The sequence below is a fragment of the Proteiniphilum acetatigenes DSM 18083 genome (assembly GCF_000380985.1).
In the GTDB taxonomy this organism is placed as follows: domain Bacteria; phylum Bacteroidota; class Bacteroidia; order Bacteroidales; family Dysgonomonadaceae; genus Proteiniphilum; species Proteiniphilum acetatigenes.
In genome coordinates this window covers 265,102-284,526 of sequence record NZ_KB905696.1, presented here as the reverse complement: position 1 = coordinate 284,526, position 19,425 = coordinate 265,102, and the positions used below count along the sequence as shown (strand labels likewise).

The window sequence follows — 19,425 nt, the reverse complement described above, 5'->3', positions numbered from 1 at the left end:
CTTTAGTGAAGAGTTCTCAATCTCATTTCTTTAAAATATAATACTGGTAAGGAGCCAATTCAATTGTTCCGGTTACTGTAAAAGGAGCATCATTCATCATGTTGGTACGGTTTTCGCCGACAAATGTTTCCGGCAGGGTGTAGGAAACATTCGAATTCCTTACGTTGACAATGACCAGTACCTCTTCATTTCCGGTCGATCGGGTAAAGCAAACGACATCCGGGTTTTCAAAAGTAATAAGGCCTCCATTTTTGAATGCTTCTGTTGATTGGTAAACCTCCATTATCTTTTGGTATTCCCGATAGATGTCTGGATTATCGCTCCAGTCAATGTTCACATACCGGAAAAAGTTTATTTCAGAAGGATACCCTACTTCCTGTGAACCGTATATTAACGGGACACCGCCTAACATAGTGGAGATAACATAGGCCGAAACTGCACCTTCCTGGCTTTTGAACATTTTTACCGGGCTGTTCTCTGAAGCGCGGTCATGATTGGTTATGAAGCGCAACTTCTGCTTTCCTGCCGGGATCCGTCCGTACTCATTCAAATGCGATGTATAGAGTTCGGAGATACTTTTGCCGTTGTTGTAAACGCCTTCGAGCACATCACAAAAGTTCCAGCCATAATCCAGATCAAAACCGGCCTGGAGATTCTTAGGATCAGTGCCTTCCGCCAGCATCAATACTTCCCGTCCGGGCTGTAAATTCTTCAACTGGTAAACCGCATCCCTCCAGAAGTCACCCGGCACCCAGTCCGCCGCATCGCACCGGAAGCCATCGATATTGGCTTCGCGTATCCAATACTTCATTGATTCTATCATCTCTTCACGCATCTTCCGGTTATTGTAGTTTAAATCAACCACATCGTTCCAGTTAGTTCCTGCCGGGGGGCCGACATTTCCATTCGGGTCCTGCGTGTACCACTCTTTATGGTCTTTCAACCAATCATGATCCCATGAAGTATGATTGGCAACCCAGTCCATGATCACGGCCATTTCCCTTTTATGCGCTTCTTCTACCAACTCCCGCAAATCCTCCAACGTACCGTATTCAGGCTCTATCGTTCTGTAATCCCTGATACAATAAGGTGATCCGAAAGCTTTCTCTTTTCCCTGCTCATTCACCGGCATCAGCCAAAGCACATTGGTGCCCAATGACCGGATATTGTCCAGACGAGCTGTAATGGCTTTCAATGAGTTGCTCTGGGCAAAAACCCGTGGATTGGCCTGATACATTATAACTTCGTCCAACGCGGGCATTTTACCGAACGCTTCCCCATAGAATGTTTCGGTCTCCCCTGTCTGATCCGGAGTATCAGGCCCGTCATCATTGCAGGAAGTTATGAACAATAAGGCAAACAGAAGGTATATTAATAATGATATTTTATTCATAAGATAAATTTTATTCTTTATACTATCGACTTACATCTCATACGACCTTCCATAATTAATTACAATCGACAACTGTAAATGAACCGGATGTTATTTCAAAACAGATATCATCGGTTATCTGCATGGTAACATCAAACTGATTTCCCTCGCCACCACTGCCGTTGTTGAATATTACATTTCCAACAGTTTGTCCGGCGGGTACTGTTACGCTGCACCATCCTTCGGCATCGGGCTCTATCATTGTGCCGGGCCATCCACCGAAGGTATCGGCAAGCGGACTGCCTCCCCAGGCGTAAATACCGAACGAGGTCCAGTCTGTTCCTATATATTTCCACCGGATCGTTATCGGCAATGAGGGACAGTCTACGGCTGTAAATGAATTATCTTCGGTATTGAACTCATAACAGGCATCTCCGGTCGGATCACTTATGAAATCAAACTGTTTTCCGCCTCCATTGTTATTTATAATCAGATTGATCGGCCTGCTGACAGGCACGGTAAATGAATACCAGCCTTCTCCATTCGCCTCTAATTTTTTCCCGGGCCAACCGCCATAAGCTTCTTCAGCCCCCCAGGCATATACGGCAAACTCTTCCCAATCGCCGGCAGCCTGTTTAAACCTGAGAGTGACTTCCACCGGTTCCCAGGATGCTGCTTTTGATACGACCAGGATCACCGAATTGGAGATCAGTTTTTCGGTATTTCCATCGTAATCGGCAACAACCCGGAGTTCTATGTTTTGCGTTTCATCAAAATCCCCATCAATCAGTTGTTCGATGGCATTGTATAGTTTCCCGGAAAAAATATCGGCGAAAAGCTCGTCCGTCTCCGCAACGACTACCTCTTTGGCAAAGTTCTGACTTAAAATACCTGCCTGAAGAGTGTATCTCATATTTTCAACTTCAACCGGCAGACCATTCTCATACGAAATACGCGGGCGTGACCAGGACGTACGGAACAGGAATTGTCCGTCTACGTCATCTTTGGGCGCCTCAATGGTAAATTCATTTTCCGACAACGCGTTCAAAACCGGATTTGTCGATACGGTTTCGCCGCCGGGAGTGCGTTCATAGTTGTCTTCACATGCAAATAAAATAAGGGAAAGACAAATTAAACCGAACATATATTTACTATTTCTCATGATTATATTCATTTTACTGTTATTCTTGAATCATTACAATATAATGTCCTGTCAGGTCATTGAAACGAACATGATAATTGCCTGTACCCTGATTGGAAATATCAATGTTATTGTCGTGCGCCGTCGGGTTGAATTCGGCTATACCATAAGGACTGTCGGTCGGCACTTTCGGACACCATCTATTGTCCCAACTATTGTTTGCACGGAATTTCACTCCATATTCAATGGTATTCAGATTGATATCCAGGCTCCACTGATGGGGATCATAGCCTGACGATACCATATTCGGCTCGTTTACGGCTCCCCACTCGGAGAATGCTCCCACAAAATTCAGTATCTGCCAGGTAAGTGCGGCGCTTGCATCATATTCTTCTATAGACCAGGTCATAGCGCCAATATCGATTGTAAGCGTGTAATAGCCCTCATTCTCAATATAGAATGCGCCCAGATCTCCCTGTTCCAATACGCCGTTGGCACCCGCACAATACATATTATCGAATGAACCCAATGAACTTTCAGGACAGAATTTGAAGTAGGTATTGGCTTTGATCAGTCCGGTATAAGTGTATACATAATCATCCGATGCACTGCTGTTACGATACATCATAAACTCCTTGCTACTATTGTTCCAACCTTGCATATCGCCGATGATATAAATCGGTTCTATATTTCCCGGTGGTGTGTAGGTCGTGATCGTTATCGGGAGCGAGTTGGAAGAATTGACAGTTTGGGAAGTATTCCCCTCTCCGTAAGTCGTACGTATTCTCATTTCATAATTCACTGCCTGACCTGGTTCTACCTCAAACTCCCTTAACAGTAACGTATTAAGATCTGCGGTAAAGATATCGGTAAAAAGCCGCGAAGTAGAAGCAAGTGTTTTTGCACCCGCAAATTCATTTCCTTCTGTATCTATTTGCAGGTCATAGCTGAGCGGACCTGCAGGCATGGCTTGTTTACTTCCGTCCATATAGAAAAAGGTCTCGGTCCACGTAACCGTGAATACCAACGGATTGACACCTTTCTCCGGCAACTCCAGTTCAATCATGTTAGAAGGCAGCCAATTCAATTTACTTGCTTCTATATCGGTTAGCACGGGAGCTTTCTCATCGTCACTGCAACTGAATAAAATAATCGGCAATAACAACAGGCTCCAATATATAAGTTGTTTCATATGATATCTAATTTTGTTTTGTTTTTCTTTGACCATATTATTCATAGATATGTACTTTCTACAAAGCGATTCTCTGCCGGAAAAATCAATATCCGGGATTTTGCTTGATATTAGGGTTAGCGACCAGTTCGGCTGCCGGAATCGGGAATATCTTGTAAATATCGTCAAGTGCCGCAGTACCACTGTACACTCCGTTTTTCCACGGCCATGCATAATTTGCGGTAAAACGGTCAAAACGGATCAGATCGGTACGACGATGTCCTTCCCAGTATAATTCACGCGCCCGTTCTTCTAAAATGAAATCCAGCGTAAGTTGACTATCGGTGATCTGCGAAACACCAGCTCTTTCACGAATTTCATTCACATAATTCAAGGCAGTCGCCCGGTCTCCACCCGAACCTCCGCGAAGTACCGCTTCGGCATACATCAAATAAGCATCCGCCAAGCGATACATGGGAAAATCGGTATCGGGGAATTGGTTGTCCGATCCGAATTCACGCTCCTCAACCGGCACATTCAACGGATCACTGCGTTTGACATTGGTAAATTTGATGACAGAATATCCATAATTAAAGTCGTTCAATACGTTTGTTTCCTGCGTTCTTTTATCGGTCCAGAACATAGCACGGGCATCATTCCCCTCAAACAATGTACTTAAAGTTTCTTTGGCACGGAGTCCCGACCATGACTGTCCTAAACCGAAATTGCTGCCCGGCTCCATATCCGATCCCCAGGCTGCCGCCATTAAGTAGGTGGTACCTCCATAGGTGGTTGCCTTCTTACCATCGAAAACAACAGGGAAAATAATTTCCGGCGACAAATGGTTGTCTGCACCGAACATATAACTGTATCTGGTATCCAGCGAATAGCCTTCGTCCATTATTTTATTCAGGTAAGTCAACGCTTCGTTGTACCTGGCTTGTCCGATATATACTTCGGCATTTAAATACATTTTGGCCAGTACCATCCAGATTGTCCCGTTATTTACTTTGCCGTAGTTTAAAGTGTTTTTTACCGGCAATTTGTCTTCGCATGCTTTCAGTTCGCTTTCAATCCACGGGAAAAAGAAGTCACGTCCTCTTTGTTCGGGCAGGAAAGCGCCAACTCCCTCCTCTTCCGTCAGGAAAGGCACATTCGCAAACAGATCCATTAAAAGATAATACTTTATGGCACGTACGGCCCTTACTTCGGCCCTGTATTCCTCTATTTTGGTTTTCAATGCTTCGTCCACACCACGGGAATTCAGCAATTCGACTTCCGTTTCCCGCAAAAACTCGTTGCAAAAGGCAATGGTTATCAGGATCCGGTTGTAGGTCAATTCACAAAAACGATTGCTTGAAGTCCACTGACAGAAGGTCAGCCCGTTGAGCCCGTCATCCGACCAGGCGCAAACCGCTTCGTCGGTCGTAAGCTGCTGCAGGTTCCAGTAGGAGCGGAGGAAAGTGGCTTCACCCTGGTCGTCGCTCACAATATCGTCATAACCGTTGGGGCCCTGGTTTCCCGAAAGCGCAAAAGATGCATAAATTTTAGCGACAAATTTATTGTAGGTAGTTACATCGTTCCATGCTTCCTCGGCTGTAGTTTCCTTTCCTCCCGGCGGGATCGTATCGAGATCATTCAGGCAGGAGGAGAAACCGATCATCAGCGCCATGGCGCAAAGTATTGTTATTTTATTCATTTTCTTCATTTTTGTTTTATTTAAAAGTTAACATTGAGGCCGAATAAAATTGTGACGGGACGCGGATAAAAGTTGTTGTCCACACCCCCGAAGACTTCGGGATCAAGCCCCTGATATTTCGTAAAAACAAATGGATTTTGTACTGCCAGCGACAAACGTGTTTTGGCCTTATGGCCTAAAATTTCGTTGAAAGAATAACCCAATGTTATATTATCAATCCTGAAAAACGACGCATTCTGTATGTAATAATCCGATAGTACGCGTTTGTACTGGAAATTGGTATCGAACGCCGAAGCATGGCGGTTACTTAAAAACTCGTTGGCATACACACGCGCCGGGGCGAGTTCCGCATTATTGGCCGCTATCGCATTATAATTATAATTCCCGATACTTCCATGCGACGCGATGGACAAATCCCAGCTTTTCCAATTCAGTTTGGTGTTGAAACCCAATGTCCAGTCCGGGGTAAATTTGTGATACAGATACAGATCTTCTTCATTGATCTGTCCGTCATTGTTCCGGTCCACATACATTCCTTCAATCGGTTTTCCGGCTTCGTCATAGACCTGTTCATACACATAGTACATCGAGTGCGGATGTCCCACTGCATGCGCCAAGAGATTAAATCCTCCGTCGCCACCGGTATTTCCGAAACGGTTCATGGCAGATTGGTCGTTGTAAGTCAGTGCAGTAATCTCATTCTTATTATAAGCAAAGTTGAATCCCGCTTCCCAATTCCAGTCCCTGGTGGCTATCGGTACCACATTGAGTGAAAATTCAGTACCTATATTTTCCAACGTACCTATATTTGCTACTACATACTCACTGAAATTACTTCCTGCTGCAACCTTTACTTCACGATTCAGTAGATCCCGTGTTTCACGACGATACACATCAATTGTACCGTTGACACGGTTGTTGAAGAAGCCGTAGTCGATACCTGCATTCCAGGTGGTTGTCGTTTCCCATTTCAGGTCCGCATTGTACGACAAAGGTTTGATGAGCGTTACCCATTCTCCGTCACGGTAATAATTGGCCGCCTCCCCGACACTATTCTGATAAACACGTATGGCTGGATAGGTATAACCGATATCCTGCTGGCCGGTAAGCCCCCATCCCAGACGAAGTTTCAGGTTCGAAAGATTGGTGAAATCTCTCATGAAATCTTCTTCATTGAGTCTCCAGGCAAATGCCGCAGCGGGGAACAATCCCCAACGATTGTCCTTGTTAAAACGTGAAGAACCGTCCTGACGAACCGTAAATGTGAACAGGTACTTATTATAAACGTTCCAATTCAGTCGGCCGAAAAATGAAAGCAGGTAATACTCTTCAGCAAAAGGAGCATTGTCTTCGATCACTTCCCCATATCTTTCGGGAGCCGTGCGGATCGCCAGGTTGTTGTTTTCCCACCAGAAATGCTGCCAGGAGTATCCGCCCATTATATCGAGGTTACTTTCCAGGAAGTCCATATCGGTTTTATACTGCCCGTAGAAATCAAGCAACGAATTATTCCGTTTGTTTTCCCAATTATTTTGGTATCCGCCGGCATTTGCTTCGGCCGGTGCATTATGCGGAGTAGCATTTTCACCGTTCGTGTTGGAATAATCCATCCCGAGGTTCAGGTTGAAATTGATCTTCGGGAAGAAATGGAGTTTATAATCTACCTGCGCATTTCCTACGAATTGGTACCCTTTAGAAGTATCATGACGCATTTCGAGGAGCGAAACCGGATTTTTCGTGGAAACACCCAATATTTTCCCATCATTGCCGATCCATGACCAATAACCGCCATAAGGACTGTTCTCATCATAAACAGGCTGTGTCGGATCCATGGCTATGGCTGCTCCGATCGCACCCTGGTCGGCAAAACGGTTCTTAATATACATCCCCCTGGCGTTCAGGTTGACGGACAAATGTTTATCGAGCAATTGGGGATTCAATGAGATACTTCCGGTGAAGCGTTCCATATTCGATGTTTTCAAAATACCGTTCAGGTTGGTATAACCGAAAGAAGCCCTATACGGCATCATCTCCTTATAAGAACCAAAAGCGCTCAGGTTGTGTTCCGTATTGTAACCCGTTCTGAAAATAGCGTCCTGCCAGTCGGTATTGGCTGTTCCGAGCTTTCCGACCACTTCGGCTTCGTTCGATAATCCGGCAAATGTTTCCTGTATAAAACTCCGGAATTCATCACCGGTAAGCACATCCACTCCTTTTCTGCGTTGGCTGACGGATACATTCGCATCGTAATTAAAACGAACCTTACCGCTCACGCCTTTCCTGGTTGTAATCAAAATAACACCGTTCGAAGCGCGTGAACCGTAAATAGCGGTTGCCGAAGCATCTTTTAATACGGTAAATGTTTCAATATCGGTCGGGTTGATAGTACTCAACATGTTACCGACTCCGCCTGGCCCGCCAGCCAGGGGAATTCCGTCTACCACAATCAACGGGTCGTTGTTTGCCGACAAGGAAGATCCGCCGCGGATACGGATAGTTGCTCCCCCACTCGGCGATCCGCCGCTTGAAACGATTTGTACGCCGGGGATCTTACCGACAAGCATATCCTGTGGATTCGGCGACAAGCCACGTCCTTCCAGGTCGGGCTGAATAACCGCTACCGAACCTGTTAAATCGTCCTTTTTAACAGCTCCGTAGCCGATAACAACCACTTCGCCGAGCAGTTCGATATTCTCCTGCATTACAACGTGAATCGGGCTGGTTCCTGTAAATTCAACTTCCCGGGTAATGTATCCGATATAGGAAAACAGGAGAGTGGAGCCAATCGGTACATTCGTGAGGGTAAAAGCCCCATTGAAGTCTGTAATTGTCCCGTTTGTAGTCCCTTTTACCGTAACATTCGCACCGATAATCGCTTCACCGGCTTCGTCCGTTACGGTACCATTTATTGTCTGTTGCTGGGAAAAAGCGTTTACAGATAAAAGGAACAGAAATCCTAAGAGAAAAAATGTTCTGTTCATGATGTTAAACTTCATTTGTTTTTGCATGCCTTAATTTTTAGTAAATGAAAATGGTTTATTAAATCCCGCCATGGCAGAATTCAAACGAAAACGTTCATGGAATCAAATACGTAAATCGTAAAAGAAAACGTGTTGAATCTGTACAAAGGTATCCCGGTCAATACCCTCTTCCAATACAAGGTAACCCCAATGTAACTTTTTTTACATTGATTTTTTATAATATAATGATAATCAATAAGAAAACAAAGGCATTATCAGACGTTAAGTAAATCCGGTTGTCCTAAGGTGTGTTATTTTTAACTACAAAGTTGTCTTACTTTTTCTTCAAAGTCCTCTTTTTGGTTCAAAGCTTTTGATTTTACTTTGCTGCGGTAATTATAAATAGTACGTAAACTGTAATGAAGAAAAACAGCCATTTTATTACTGTCGTTAATACCCAGGCGTATTAGTGCAAAGATGCGCAATTCCTGATTTAAAGTATTATTATCATAAATGGTATACCGTTCTTCAGGGCGTAATAATTTATTAAACTCTTCTACAAAATCGGGATAAATATTCAGGAACGCTTTATCAAAATTCTCATATAGTTCTTTTAGCTCTTTGGTAGAATCGGCCGTGGAACTTGTCATTCTCAATATATCGTTCGTTTGGCCCACTTTCAATTTGATATGGACAGACTGCTTAAACTTTTCAAGTTTCCCTATGTATTCGGTACATATCTCCAAAAAGTTACTGATAAAATTTTCCTTTATGTGGTTTGCTTCAGCCAATGACTTGTTGGTGAGATGCTGTTGTTCATTCGCGTTTTTCAACTCCATATTCAATTCATTCAGACGCGCATTGATCTCCAGTATCTTTTTCTGGGCTCTGGCCAGTTTCCGCATCTGGCGTATGACAAAAAAAATCGTAACCAGTAAAATGAAAGAAAGGATACTGATTGTGATTAAAAGATTGGTAAGTTTCTTTTGTTGCCTTATGCGGTCCTGTTGATAAGCATTATCAATAATAGGCAGTATTCTGGCGGTTTGCAGGTTACGAAGGCGGGCATTGTAAAAGTTTGCATCTTCCATGCTTTTCTTTATATACCTGTTTGCTCTCTGTATCTCATTCTCATTGAACAACAACAAGGCTAACGTTCGTAAAGAAGTATTTTCCAGGATCGCTCCGCGTATATCGGATAATGCAGAAAGTGCCAGGAATTCTTTCTGTTTCTCAATATCTCCCTTCCGTTCATGCAGATAAGCCAGCAAAGAGGTAAGCACGGCATAGTCGCGGTTATCGGGTGTTAATTTTGAAAAAATCGATTGCAACACAATTTCAGCTTTATCGAACTCACCCCGTTCAATATATTTCGTACCGAAATGTACAGCATAATCATAGGAATCTATCGGAAGTATCTCTATCAGCGAATCCTGTGCAGCCTGCCTTTTCTCAATCAATGAGGAATTATCTAATCCGTCAAGATATTCCAACCAGTATATGTAAGTATCTGAGCCGGCTTTGTAATAATCTATCAATTGTTGTCTGGTAAGCAGGTGCCTGTCCATATTATCTAAAATATCAATGGCTTCCTGAAAAAGACCTTTCTGGGCTTCCACCAGAGCTAAATTTATTTTGCTGTCGACGATCCAGGAATAATTATTTATGGTCTCGGCAGTCAACAATCTTTCTGTTGAATATTTTTTCAAAGAGTCGGATTGGAAAGCTTTATACTCATTCACAAGCTGGGTATATATGATATACCGGCTTTCGGGTGTTTGTCCGGAATACCCCAGTTGAGACTTGATTTTTTGTATGTAATTTTCTTTTTGTCCTATATAGGAATTCTGGTTCTTTATTGCATTATCAATTTCTATCAATAAAGAATCCAGATTTGGATTATTCGCAGCAAAAAACCCGGTTGGATTCAGGATGAATAGCATTAAAAAAACAGATGCCAAAAATTTCATGGAAAAATCATCTTTTTGCGAAGGAAATAATGTACACTAAACTATGCAAATATACAAAATATGTTCGAAAAAGTATGAAATTATAAGGCAAAACAGCGGTTATTGTTTATAAGTGATCCTGAAAAACAGACAACATCATTCATGCAAAGGGTAAACAAATAAGAGGTCAAACATTTGCACATATTGAAAATGATAACTACTTTTGAACCCGAAAAAAGAAATCTGAGGGAGTAACGTCAAAGGTTACTTCCTTTTTTAATAAAGAGGGTTGCCGGTGGAATCTCAATCTTTACAAACATCTGCAGTGCGCGATCTTACCCGGGGAGGCATTTTCCGGCAGTTGCTCACGTTAGCCCTCCCGTTGATGGCGATCAGTTTTATCCAGATGGCCTACAATCTGGTGGATATCATCTGGATAGGACGGTTGGGCAGCCAGTCGGTCGCAGCAGTAGGCTCCGTCGGGATGCTCATGTGGATGATGAATTCGGTGGCGCTTATTTCCAAGGTGAGTGCCGAGATCTCCATCGGGCAATCCATCGGCGCCCGGCGATTAGACCAGGCGTCGCTCTATGCTTCGCATACTACCACCATCGCCATACTATTGGGACTTGCTTTCGGCATATTCTTCTTTCTTTTTCCCCAACCGTATATATCCTTTTATAAACTGGAACAGGAGATTGCGGTGGAAGCGACCGGATACCTGCAGATCATCACCTTAGGGATTCCGATCATGTTTCTGATCCTCAACTTCTCCGGCATTTATATCGGTTCCGGACGGAGTGATATTCCCTTTTATTTCAACGCCACCGGCCTTGCTTTAAATATTGTGCTGGACCCGCTTCTGATCTTCGGGGCAGGACCTGTTCCTGCTATGGGTGTCAAAGGCGCAGCACTGGCTACTATCCTGTCTCAGAGCGTAGTACTCCTATTGTTCGTCCGGCACCTGAAAAAGAAGAACGGATTGTTGGGGAAATTCCCATTCCTGATCCGCCCCCGCAAAAGATACACCCTGAATATCCTGAAATTAGGACTGCCAGTGGCCGCCATGAATACCTATTTCGCATTTATCAATATGAATCTCGCTCGCATAGCGTCACTATATGGGGGACATCTGGGTATCACCAGCCAGACCACCGGCGGACAGATCGAGGGAATCACCTGGAATACCTCCACCGGATTTTCCACCGCCCTGGGGAGTTTTGTGGCGCAGAATTTTGCCGCTCACAAGATAAACCGTGCCAACAGGGCTTTTCGTTACACTTTGATGATGATGGGAGCATTGGGAATTGCAGTAACCCTGGCATTTGTGTTATACGGAGAAGGGATCTTCTCGGTTTTCGTACCCGAAAAAGCGGCATACGAAGCCGGGGGCGAGTATCTGTTGATCATAGGGATCTCTCAGGTTTTTATGATGCTGGAGATCACCACCCAGGGTATGTTCAACGGCCTGGGCAGGACTACCCCACCCGCCATCATCAGCATTGTGTTCAACACATTGCGTATCCCGATTGCCATGATATTGGGCACCCGCATGGGTGTGACCGGCGTATGGTGGGCGCTGTCTATCACTTCCATATTTAAAGGGATCATCCTGTTCACCTGGTATCTGATACTGCAGAAAAGGTTGTCTGCCGAACCCGTTTCGGGAAAGTAGTTTATTTCATATCGATCTTGGCGGGGGATTATTTTTCCTCTCCAGTTGAATATTCAGTAAGTCAATCCAAATTGCCATAAGGGGATCACATCCAGATACATTTGCACTCACACAGTGCAATATTTCCACATTTTTGCACTATGGCAGTGCGATTAATTTCGAAGTGAGGATAAAATCCCCGTCGCGGTGGAAGATTGATAAAAAACTCATCAACAATTAAAAAAAGAGTATATTTACCGTACAAAATCAATTAAACAATAGAAAAAATGAAATATGTAAGAACAGTAATCTTGTGCATCACAGTGGGATGCCTCTCTTTTTTCCAATCCCAGGCACAATCGAATTCCAAATCGATATTAAATAACGTCCTGAACAAAGTAGTAGAATCCAAAACGGGGGTTGGGGATATCACCGGTAGATGGACTTATCAGGGAGCAGCCTGCAATTTCGAGAGCACCAATATCTTGAAACAGGCGGGAGGAGCGGTTGCCGCCGGTCAGGTAGAAAAACAGTTCGACGAATACCTCACCAAACTGGGAATCAGGGAAGGTGCTGGTGAATTTACCTTTAACGCTGACAAAACCTATTCGGCCATTCTGGGAAAAGCAAAACTAAACGGGGACTATACGCTCGACGAATCATCCAACACCGTTACCCTCACCTATTTAAAAGGCGTAGGCAAAATAAACGCTTCGGTTGCGAAATCGGACAATCACTTAAAACTGCTTTTTGACGCCGATAACTTACTGAAATTACTGAAAGTCGTCAGTTCCGCGACCAATAACAGCACGCTGAAAGCCATCACGGCGATTACCGACACATACGACGGCGTTCAACTCGGATTCGACCTGCAAAAACAATAAATCCTCCCGAACATCCAGTAAACAATATGACTTCGCTGTTGGCAATATCAATAGTGAATGAAATATTTCAATACCCCGGTAGAAACAGTCCGATATCGGTTACGGGAATATTGAAGTGGTTGCCTACATACCGGTTGACCATTTTGCCGGCGTAAAGATAGAAACCGCCGGCAAATCCGCGGTCGAACCGGGCAAAATGGTCGATCCCGCCACAGTCGGCCATGGCGGAGAACATCGACACGAAGATATTGCTCAAGGCGATGGAAGCGGTACGGGCTACACGCGAACTAAGACTCATCTCACAGAAATGCAACACACCGAATTTCTCAAAAACCACCGGATGGCCGGGCAGGCAGGCTTCCATGGTGGTTTCGAAGCATCCTCCCTGTGCCATCCGCACATCGATGATAACAGCCCCCTGCTTCATCTCCCTGATCAGGTCATTGGAAATGCGGTAAAAATGAGTTTTATTGATATATTGCATGGCACCGATTACCACATCGGCAGAACGAAACACGTTCCTCAACACATTGGGCTGGAGCGTGGAAGTAAATACTAAATTGCCCAGTTCATGACGAATAGTGCGCAGCTTCATGATGTCGTTGTCGAACACCTTTACCGATGCTCCCATGGCCAACGCCGCGCGGGCAGCCATAGTACCTGCTACCCCTGCACCGATAACGACCACCTCGGTAGGTGATATGCCAGGGATACCTCCCAATAAAATGCCTTTTCCACCGTGGGCATTGCTTAAGAGTTCTGCCGCCAGAGTAATGGAATAAGTACCTTCGATCTCGGATATGGAAGTCACAAACGGAGAGATGCCCGTATTGTCGTACAAAAGTTCATAAGCCAGCGCGTTGATCTTCTTCTCAGACATCAACTCCAACAAAGAAAGAGATAATTTATGGATATGGAGAAACGAAAAAACAGTAGCACGTGGCCGCATCATACTCACTTCTTCCAATGTAGGAGGTAATATCTTCAGGATCAGGTCGGCCTGGAAAACCTCTTCAGGAGTCTCGACTATCTCTGCACCCGATTCGGCATAATAGCTGTCGGTATAATTGATGGTCATTCCTGTCCCGGCTTCAAGTAGCACCCTGTAGCCCGATTCAACCAGCAATGATACGGTTTCCGGTGTCAACGGCACCCGTTTTTCATGTTTCTGGTCTTCCCGGGGAATCCCGATCACTAAGGATGCTCTCTGCTTTTCTACCTTTTGCAGCAATTCACGCACGACAAACGAAGTGCTTCTATGGGAATCGTATATCATTCTGCGTTCCTCCTTTCTAATTGTTCTTTAATTCCATGTACCGTCAAATGTATCTCATCCTTTGTGATCATGCGGTCTATAGGATAAACGATCTGCGCTTTCCGGTAATGACATTCCCTGCGGGCCAAATGCTCCGTAATAAAAGGAATAAGCTCTTCTCTCGACTTTCCGGTAATGAGTGGCCGCACGGTTTTCGACACCAGCAGATGATTGGCAAGATCTTCGGGGTGAGCCTCAAGATAAATGGTGAGACCGGCACGATTCATTATCTCCATATTATCAAAAAAACAGGGTGTTCCTCCTCCCGTGGAAATCACTACATCTTCAAACTCAGCGACCTCCCGGAGCGACTGGTTCTCTATCTTCCGGAAACCTTCTTCTCCTTTTTCCGCAAAAAGAGCCGGAACAGTCTTTCGATACTTATTCTCGATATAGGCATCGAGATCGACAAACGAGAGTGAAAGTAACCTGGCCAGCCGCTTCCCTATGGTGGTTTTGCCGGAACCCATATAGCCTATAATAAAAATTCGTTCCATTCTCTCTTGTTTTCTAATTTCTAAGTTGAATAAATAAGTAATTGTCAATTGTCTTTCCCACTTCCCAAATCCCTACAGCAAAGGCGCAAATAGACGCATAAAGGAGTCTACAAATCGCTTCGATACAGTCCGTTTAGACCATTCCCTCATGGAAACCGACTCTGAAAAGCGCTGATCTTCCACAAAAATACTATCTGCCCGCATACCTAATTTTTTATCATAGATAAAAGCCTCTACTTCAAAATTCTGCTCGAAGCTGCGTGAGTCGAAATTGGCTGATCCGACCAAAGTAAGTGAACCGTCAAATACCATCATCTTAGAATGCAGGAATCCTTTGTGATACATATATACTTTCACTCCGGCCTTCAACATATCCTTGATATAGGAGTAAGAAGCTCTTTGTGCCAGTACCATATCGGATCGTTTGGACATCATAATCCTCACGTCAACTCCTCTGATGGCAGCCGCCTGTAATGCGTCGGCCATCGCGTCGGGAGGCAGGAAATAGGGTGTCTGGATAAAGATCGATTCACGGGCATCATAAATAGCCTGCATAATCCCGTGAGAGATCTCGTTCTCTCCACTCAGAGGGCCACTGTTCACTATCTGCATGGGACATTCTCCATAATTTCCCAATATGGGAAAATAGTCGCGTGAAGTGATCAGTGTTTGTGACACAAAATACCAGTCGATCAGAAAGACCGACTGCAGTCCCTGTACTCCCTTACCTTCGATCCGGGCATGGGTATCGCGCCAGCATCCCCAGTCGAATCCTTTCAGGTAACGGTCAGCAACGTTCATTCCCCCCACATAGCCTATCCACCCGTCGATAACAACTATCTTACGATGTGTACGGTAATTAAGCCTTGAAGTAAGTGCCGAAAGGCTTAACCTTAAAAAAGGCTCGGTTTCGATTCCCGCTTTGCGGAAATCTTCAAAAAATTTCTTCTTTGCTTTCCGTGATCCGAAACTGTCGTAGATAATACGTATCTCCAACCCTTCTTTCGCTTTTCGGATAAGTGACTGCTGTAGCTTCAGCCCCAGTTCGTCGTCAAGCAACACATAATACTCTATATGGATATGCTTCTCGGCCTTTTCGATATCGGCAAAGAGATGCTCAAACTTTTCCTGCCCACTAGTGAATAAAGTCACATCATTCCCCCCCAGCAAAGGGGTATAATCCATATTCTGAAGCAGGTTGATAAGATTGGTATACTCTACGGGAAAAGTGTGTTCCACCACAGTCTCCATCCCATCGAGCGGACGTTTCTTCAGCTTACTGTACATCCGCCGGGAGATCACTTGTTTCTTTGTGGCATCCTGTCCGAAAAAGGCGTACCAGATAATACCGATGAAGGGCAGAAAAACCACTGCCAGTATCCATGCCACCGTTTTGATGGGATTCCGGTTCTCGGAGATTACCACCACAACGATACTTACCACAGTGAGCAGGTAGAGTATCTCAATAATCAGGAGCAAAGCACTGTTCAGTTGTATAGTCATAGCCGGTATTTTCCTTCCTCGATGTCTTCCAGTATATTCAGGTATGAGTTATAGCGGCTTTCACTGATATAATGTTTTTTCACCGCTTCCAGCACTGCACAGCCAGGTTCATTGAGATGCAGACAGTTGCTATATTTGCAGTTTTTCGAGATTTTGAATATCTCAGGGAAATAGTGTGATACCTCGGCCCGGCTCATATCGATTGTGCCGAATCCTTTAATACCCGGAGTATCGATCAGGAACCCTCCGTTCTTCAATTCGATCATCTCCGAGAAAGTAGTGGTATGCATCCCTTTATGATGGTAATCGGATATCTCCCTCACTTTCTGTGCCTTATACCCCACTAACAGATTGACGATACTCGATTTCCCTACTCCCGAGTGTCCTGCCAGTAAAACAATTTTCCCTTCGGCAAGCGCCTCTAACTGGTCTTTCCCTTCGCCGGTTACTGTCGAGGTTTTCAAACACTGGTAACCGATCGAAGAATAAAGATGTATCAATGCATTCAGGTATTCATTTTCCTCGTCATCATACAAATCTATCTTATTGAAAATAAGACAAACAGGCACCGAATAGGCTTCGGCAGTAGTCAGGAAACGATCGACAAAGACGGGAGTCGTTTCGGGATAACTCACTGTGATGCAAAGAAATGACAGATCTATATTGGCTGCCAATATATGTGCGTGTTTAGACAGATTGGAAGCTTTGCGGACGATATAATTTCTCCGTTCGGCTATATCTGTGATAAAAGCGGTACCGTCGGGATTCAGAGCCATAAAGACCCGGTCGCCCACTACAATAGGACTTGTACTCCTGATCCCTTTGAGTCTCAGGTTTCCTTTTGCTATGCCAATGATATCGTTGCCGTTATCATCACGCACCAAATAGGCATTCCCGGTATTCCTGACGACCAGTCCCTGCAACCCTATCCCATTGCTTTCATCACCTCCTCTTGCCATTAAACGGTAAGTATCTCCTTCTCTTTTTCAGCGAACATCTCATCCACTTTCTTGATATATTTATCATGAAGTTTCTGTAATTCGTTCTCGCTGTCTTTTCCTATATCCTCAGCCAAACCTTCTTTGACAGCCTTCTTCACTTCATCGATCCCCTCACGGCGTGCATTGCGGATACTGATCTTTGCCTCCTCTGCCTCTTGTTTGGTTTGCTTTACCAGTTGTCGGCGACGTTCTTCCGTAAGCGGCGGTATACCTAAACGGATTACCTCTCCGTTATTTTCGGGTGTGATACCCACGTCAGAGTCCAGAATGGCTTTTTCCACTACTTTCAACATCGCTTTTTCCCAGGGCTGCACCATAATGGTCTTTGCATCAGGAGTAGTCACCGTTGCCACATTCGACAACGGAACAAGACTACCATAATATTCCACACGTATGCCATCCAGAATACGGGCATTGGCACGGCCTGCACGAATACGTGAGAATGTTTCATCCAGGAATTCGATGGTCATCTGCATCTTTTCTTCGGCTTCTTTTCTGATTGTCGTTGTTTCCATATGTATCTTTCAATAAATTTAGTTGACTTCAAGTTTTGGGCAAAAATAGTGAAAAAATTCTAATCATCTCCTATTTTCAGCAGATACATAGCCTGACAAACAGTAAACAGTGATATTGGCACTATCAAAGCGCCGGACTAGACATGCACTAATGTTCCGATATCTTCGCCTTCGATCACTTTTTTCAGGTTACCGTAACTGTCCATATCAAACACGACAATAGGAAGATTATTCTCCTTACACAGGGTGGTAGCGGTCAGATCCATTACTTTAAGGCCACGGCTGTAGACTTCATCGAAAGTGATTGTCTGGAATTTAGTAGCGGTAGGATCTTTCTCCGGATCGGCCGTATAGACACCGTCGACCCGTGTACCCTTGAACATGGCGTCAGCCTCAATCTCAATTCCCCGAAGCGCAGAAGCAGTATCGGTCGTAAAGAAAGGATTTCCGGTACCGGCGGCAAGGATCGCTATCTCCCCTCTTTCCAACGATTCAATGGCTTTCCATTTGGAATAAAGTTCACCTACGGGTTCCATACGGACTGCAGTGAAAACACGATTTTTCTGTCCAACAGCGATGAGCGCCGAACTCAGCGCAAGACTGTTGATCACAGTAGCCAACATCCCCATCTGGTCGCCCTTTACCCGGTCGAACCCTTTGGTAGCGCCACTCAATCCCCGGAAAATATTCCCTCCACCAATCACGATACCTATTTGTACCCCTGTCTGCGCCACCTCATGTATCTGTTCGGCATATTCCTGCAGACGTTTTTCATCAATCCCGTACTGTTTATCGCCCATCAGCGACTCCCCGCTGAGCTTGAGTAAAATCCTATTAAATTGCATATTTATATTAAAGAAGTTTGAAATTAGAAATTAGAAGTTGGGAGTGAAGAAGTGGAGAAGTCAGAACTTAGAACCGGAAGGAGACCTTCCCACCTCCCACCTTCCCACTTTTCCACCTTTTCCACCTTTTCCACCTTTTCACATTCATTCATCTACAAAAGTAACCTCTTTGAACGCGTACGTTCGCACCTCCTCGGTATCCATTGTTTTCAGCACCAGATGACCGGAAGGAAGCACTTCATCGATCTCGGCCATAAAGCGCCCGTTTTCATCTTCATACCAATAATAACCGTTTGCGCGGTAGAGATCGAGCATATACTCGTCTTCAATAGCTTTGATGTCACCCTTCTGAAAATCACGATAGAGTAAGAAAAATTCCCTCTGAAAAATGTCGAGGATATAGTCCCGGTCTTGTATTGAGCCGGTAATCTGCCGGAGAGAAACAGGATTGGGGAGATCAGGCGGAAACAGTTTCTGATTAACATTGATACCGATCCCAATCACAGAATTTGTAATATGTTTCTCTTCTATATCGTTCTCTATCAGTATTCCTGCTATTTTCTGCTCTTTCCAGTAGATATCGTTTGGCCATTTGATGCGAATATCGTCCGTAAACCGGTCAAGCGTATTTTTGACAGCTAATGATGCGATACGGGAAATAATGAACTGTTCATTGGCCCGTACATCCCGGGGATAGATAAGAAGGCTGAATAGCAGATTTTCGCCTTTCGAAGAAAACCAGGAATTCCCCATCTGTCCCCGCCCGACGGTCTGAAAATCGGCTATAACCATTGAACCCTCTTCCAAGTGTTCCTCCCTGAGGAGTTGCTTTAAATAGAGGTTTGTCGATTCCGTCGCTTCCAACCGGATTATCCGGCGCTCTTTACTTAATTGTTCCATAATATTCACTATAGTTAGA

General features: G+C 44.6%; 15 protein-coding genes. 2 read left to right on the top strand and 13 right to left on the bottom strand.

From position 1 onward, the window contains the following. Nucleotides 1–22 precede the first annotated feature (22 nt). The 6 genes from F597_RS0109550 to F597_RS0109525 all read right to left on the bottom strand — a co-directional run bounded on the left by F597_RS0109550 (nt 23) and on the right by F597_RS0109525 (nt 10,313). Nucleotides 23–1,393, bottom strand: coding sequence for an alpha-amylase family glycosyl hydrolase (locus tag F597_RS0109550; RefSeq protein WP_019539512.1), 1,371 nt, complete (start codon nt 1,391–1,393; stop codon nt 23–25). Between the two features lie 55 nt (nt 1,394–1,448). After that, a complete protein-coding gene (locus F597_RS0109545) occupies nt 1,449–2,534 on the bottom strand; it encodes a starch-binding protein (RefSeq protein ID WP_169337971.1) in 1,086 nt (361 codons plus the stop codon). A 19-nt stretch (nt 2,535–2,553) separates the two neighbouring features. After that, a complete protein-coding gene (locus F597_RS0109540; RefSeq protein WP_026327326.1) occupies nt 2,554–3,705 on the bottom strand; it encodes a SusE domain-containing protein in 1,152 nt (383 codons plus the stop codon). 85 nt (nt 3,706–3,790) lie between these two features. Next, the gene (locus F597_RS0109535) at nt 3,791–5,383 is read right to left on the bottom strand and encodes a RagB/SusD family nutrient uptake outer membrane protein (RefSeq protein WP_245542018.1); all 1,593 of its coding nucleotides are present in this window, start codon (nt 5,381–5,383) and stop codon (nt 3,791–3,793) included. 20 nt (nt 5,384–5,403) lie between these two features. Continuing rightward, nucleotides 5,404–8,391: a SusC/RagA family TonB-linked outer membrane protein gene (locus F597_RS0109530; RefSeq protein WP_019539508.1), complete on the bottom strand. Its 2,988-nt coding sequence runs from the start codon at nt 8,389–8,391 to the stop codon at nt 5,404–5,406. A 269-nt stretch (nt 8,392–8,660) separates the two neighbouring features. Then, nucleotides 8,661–10,313, bottom strand: coding sequence for a DUF6377 domain-containing protein (locus F597_RS0109525; protein ID WP_019539507.1), 1,653 nt, complete (start codon nt 10,311–10,313; stop codon nt 8,661–8,663). 268 nt (nt 10,314–10,581) lie between these two features. Between F597_RS0109525 and F597_RS0109520 the strand changes: the two genes are divergently transcribed. After that, complete coding sequence (locus F597_RS0109520; protein WP_019539506.1) at nt 10,582–11,967, top strand: MATE family efflux transporter; 1,386 nt, start codon at nt 10,582–10,584, stop codon at nt 11,965–11,967. Nucleotides 11,968–12,233: 266 nt separating this feature from the next. Then, the gene (locus F597_RS0109515) at nt 12,234–12,830 is read left to right on the top strand and encodes a DUF4923 family protein (protein ID WP_019539505.1); all 597 of its coding nucleotides are present in this window, start codon (nt 12,234–12,236) and stop codon (nt 12,828–12,830) included. 67 nt (nt 12,831–12,897) lie between these two features. Here F597_RS0109515 and F597_RS0109510 read toward each other — a convergent pair whose 3' ends face one another. From F597_RS0109510 to F597_RS0109475, 7 genes are all read right to left on the bottom strand, one after another. Further along, complete coding sequence (locus tag F597_RS0109510; protein WP_019539504.1) at nt 12,898–14,106, bottom strand: alanine dehydrogenase; 1,209 nt, start codon at nt 14,104–14,106, stop codon at nt 12,898–12,900. After that, nucleotides 14,103–14,642 carry a shikimate kinase gene (locus F597_RS0109505; RefSeq protein ID WP_019539503.1) on the bottom strand — a complete coding sequence of 180 codons (540 nt, stop codon included), beginning with the start codon at nt 14,640–14,642 and terminating at the stop codon, nt 14,103–14,105. Before F597_RS0109505 ends, F597_RS0109510 begins: the two co-directional genes overlap by 4 nt. Nucleotides 14,643–14,714: 72 nt before the next feature. Continuing rightward, nucleotides 14,715–16,145, bottom strand: coding sequence for a cardiolipin synthase (cls, locus tag F597_RS0109500; protein WP_019539502.1), 1,431 nt, complete (start codon nt 16,143–16,145; stop codon nt 14,715–14,717). Then, the gene (gene rsgA, locus F597_RS0109495; RefSeq protein WP_026327321.1) at nt 16,142–17,068 is read right to left on the bottom strand and encodes a ribosome small subunit-dependent GTPase A; all 927 of its coding nucleotides are present in this window, start codon (nt 17,066–17,068) and stop codon (nt 16,142–16,144) included. Before rsgA ends, cls begins: the two co-directional genes overlap by 4 nt. 35 nt (nt 17,069–17,103) lie before the next feature. Continuing rightward, nucleotides 17,104–17,661, bottom strand: a complete 558-nt coding sequence (gene frr / locus F597_RS0109490) for a ribosome recycling factor (RefSeq protein ID WP_019539500.1) — start codon at nt 17,659–17,661, stop codon at nt 17,104–17,106. 137 nt (nt 17,662–17,798) lie between these two features. Next, the gene (gene pyrH, locus F597_RS0109485; protein WP_044060175.1) at nt 17,799–18,506 is read right to left on the bottom strand and encodes a UMP kinase; all 708 of its coding nucleotides are present in this window, start codon (nt 18,504–18,506) and stop codon (nt 17,799–17,801) included. A gap of 144 nt (nt 18,507–18,650) precedes the next feature. Beyond that, entirely contained in the window at nt 18,651–19,406 is a 756-nt protein-coding gene (locus tag F597_RS0109475) for a biotin--[acetyl-CoA-carboxylase] ligase (RefSeq protein WP_019539497.1), read from the bottom strand. Between the last annotated feature and the right edge of the window lie 19 nt (nt 19,407–19,425).

Coding starts and splice junctions, on each gene's coding strand:
- cls (WP_019539502.1), bottom strand. CDS start 16,145: ATGACTATACAACTGAACAGTGCTTTGCTCCTGATTATTGAGATACTC.
- frr (WP_019539500.1), bottom strand. CDS start 17,661: ATGGAAACAACGACAATCAGAAAAGAAGCCGAAGAAAAGATGCAGATG.
- F597_RS0109510 (WP_019539504.1), bottom strand. CDS start 14,106: ATGATATACGATTCCCATAGAAGCACTTCGTTTGTCGTGCGTGAATTG.
- F597_RS0109535 (WP_245542018.1), bottom strand. CDS start 5,383: ATGAATAAAATAACAATACTTTGCGCCATGGCGCTGATGATCGGTTTC.
- F597_RS0109505 (WP_019539503.1), bottom strand. CDS start 14,642: ATGGAACGAATTTTTATTATAGGCTATATGGGTTCCGGCAAAACCACC.
- F597_RS0109540 (WP_026327326.1), bottom strand. CDS start 3,705: ATGAAACAACTTATATATTGGAGCCTGTTGTTATTGCCGATTATTTTA.
- F597_RS0109550 (WP_019539512.1), bottom strand. CDS start 1,393: ATGAATAAAATATCATTATTAATATACCTTCTGTTTGCCTTATTGTTC.
- F597_RS0109545 (WP_169337971.1), bottom strand. CDS start 2,534: ATGAGAAATAGTAAATATATGTTCGGTTTAATTTGTCTTTCCCTTATT.
- F597_RS0109475 (WP_019539497.1), bottom strand. CDS start 19,406: ATGGAACAATTAAGTAAAGAGCGCCGGATAATCCGGTTGGAAGCGACG.
- pyrH (WP_044060175.1), bottom strand. CDS start 18,506: ATGCAATTTAATAGGATTTTACTCAAGCTCAGCGGGGAGTCGCTGATG.
- F597_RS0109515 (WP_019539505.1), top strand. CDS start 12,234: ATGAAATATGTAAGAACAGTAATCTTGTGCATCACAGTGGGATGCCTC.
- F597_RS0109525 (WP_019539507.1), bottom strand. CDS start 10,313: ATGAAATTTTTGGCATCTGTTTTTTTAATGCTATTCATCCTGAATCCA.
- F597_RS0109530 (WP_019539508.1), bottom strand. CDS start 8,391: ATGCAAAAACAAATGAAGTTTAACATCATGAACAGAACATTTTTTCTC.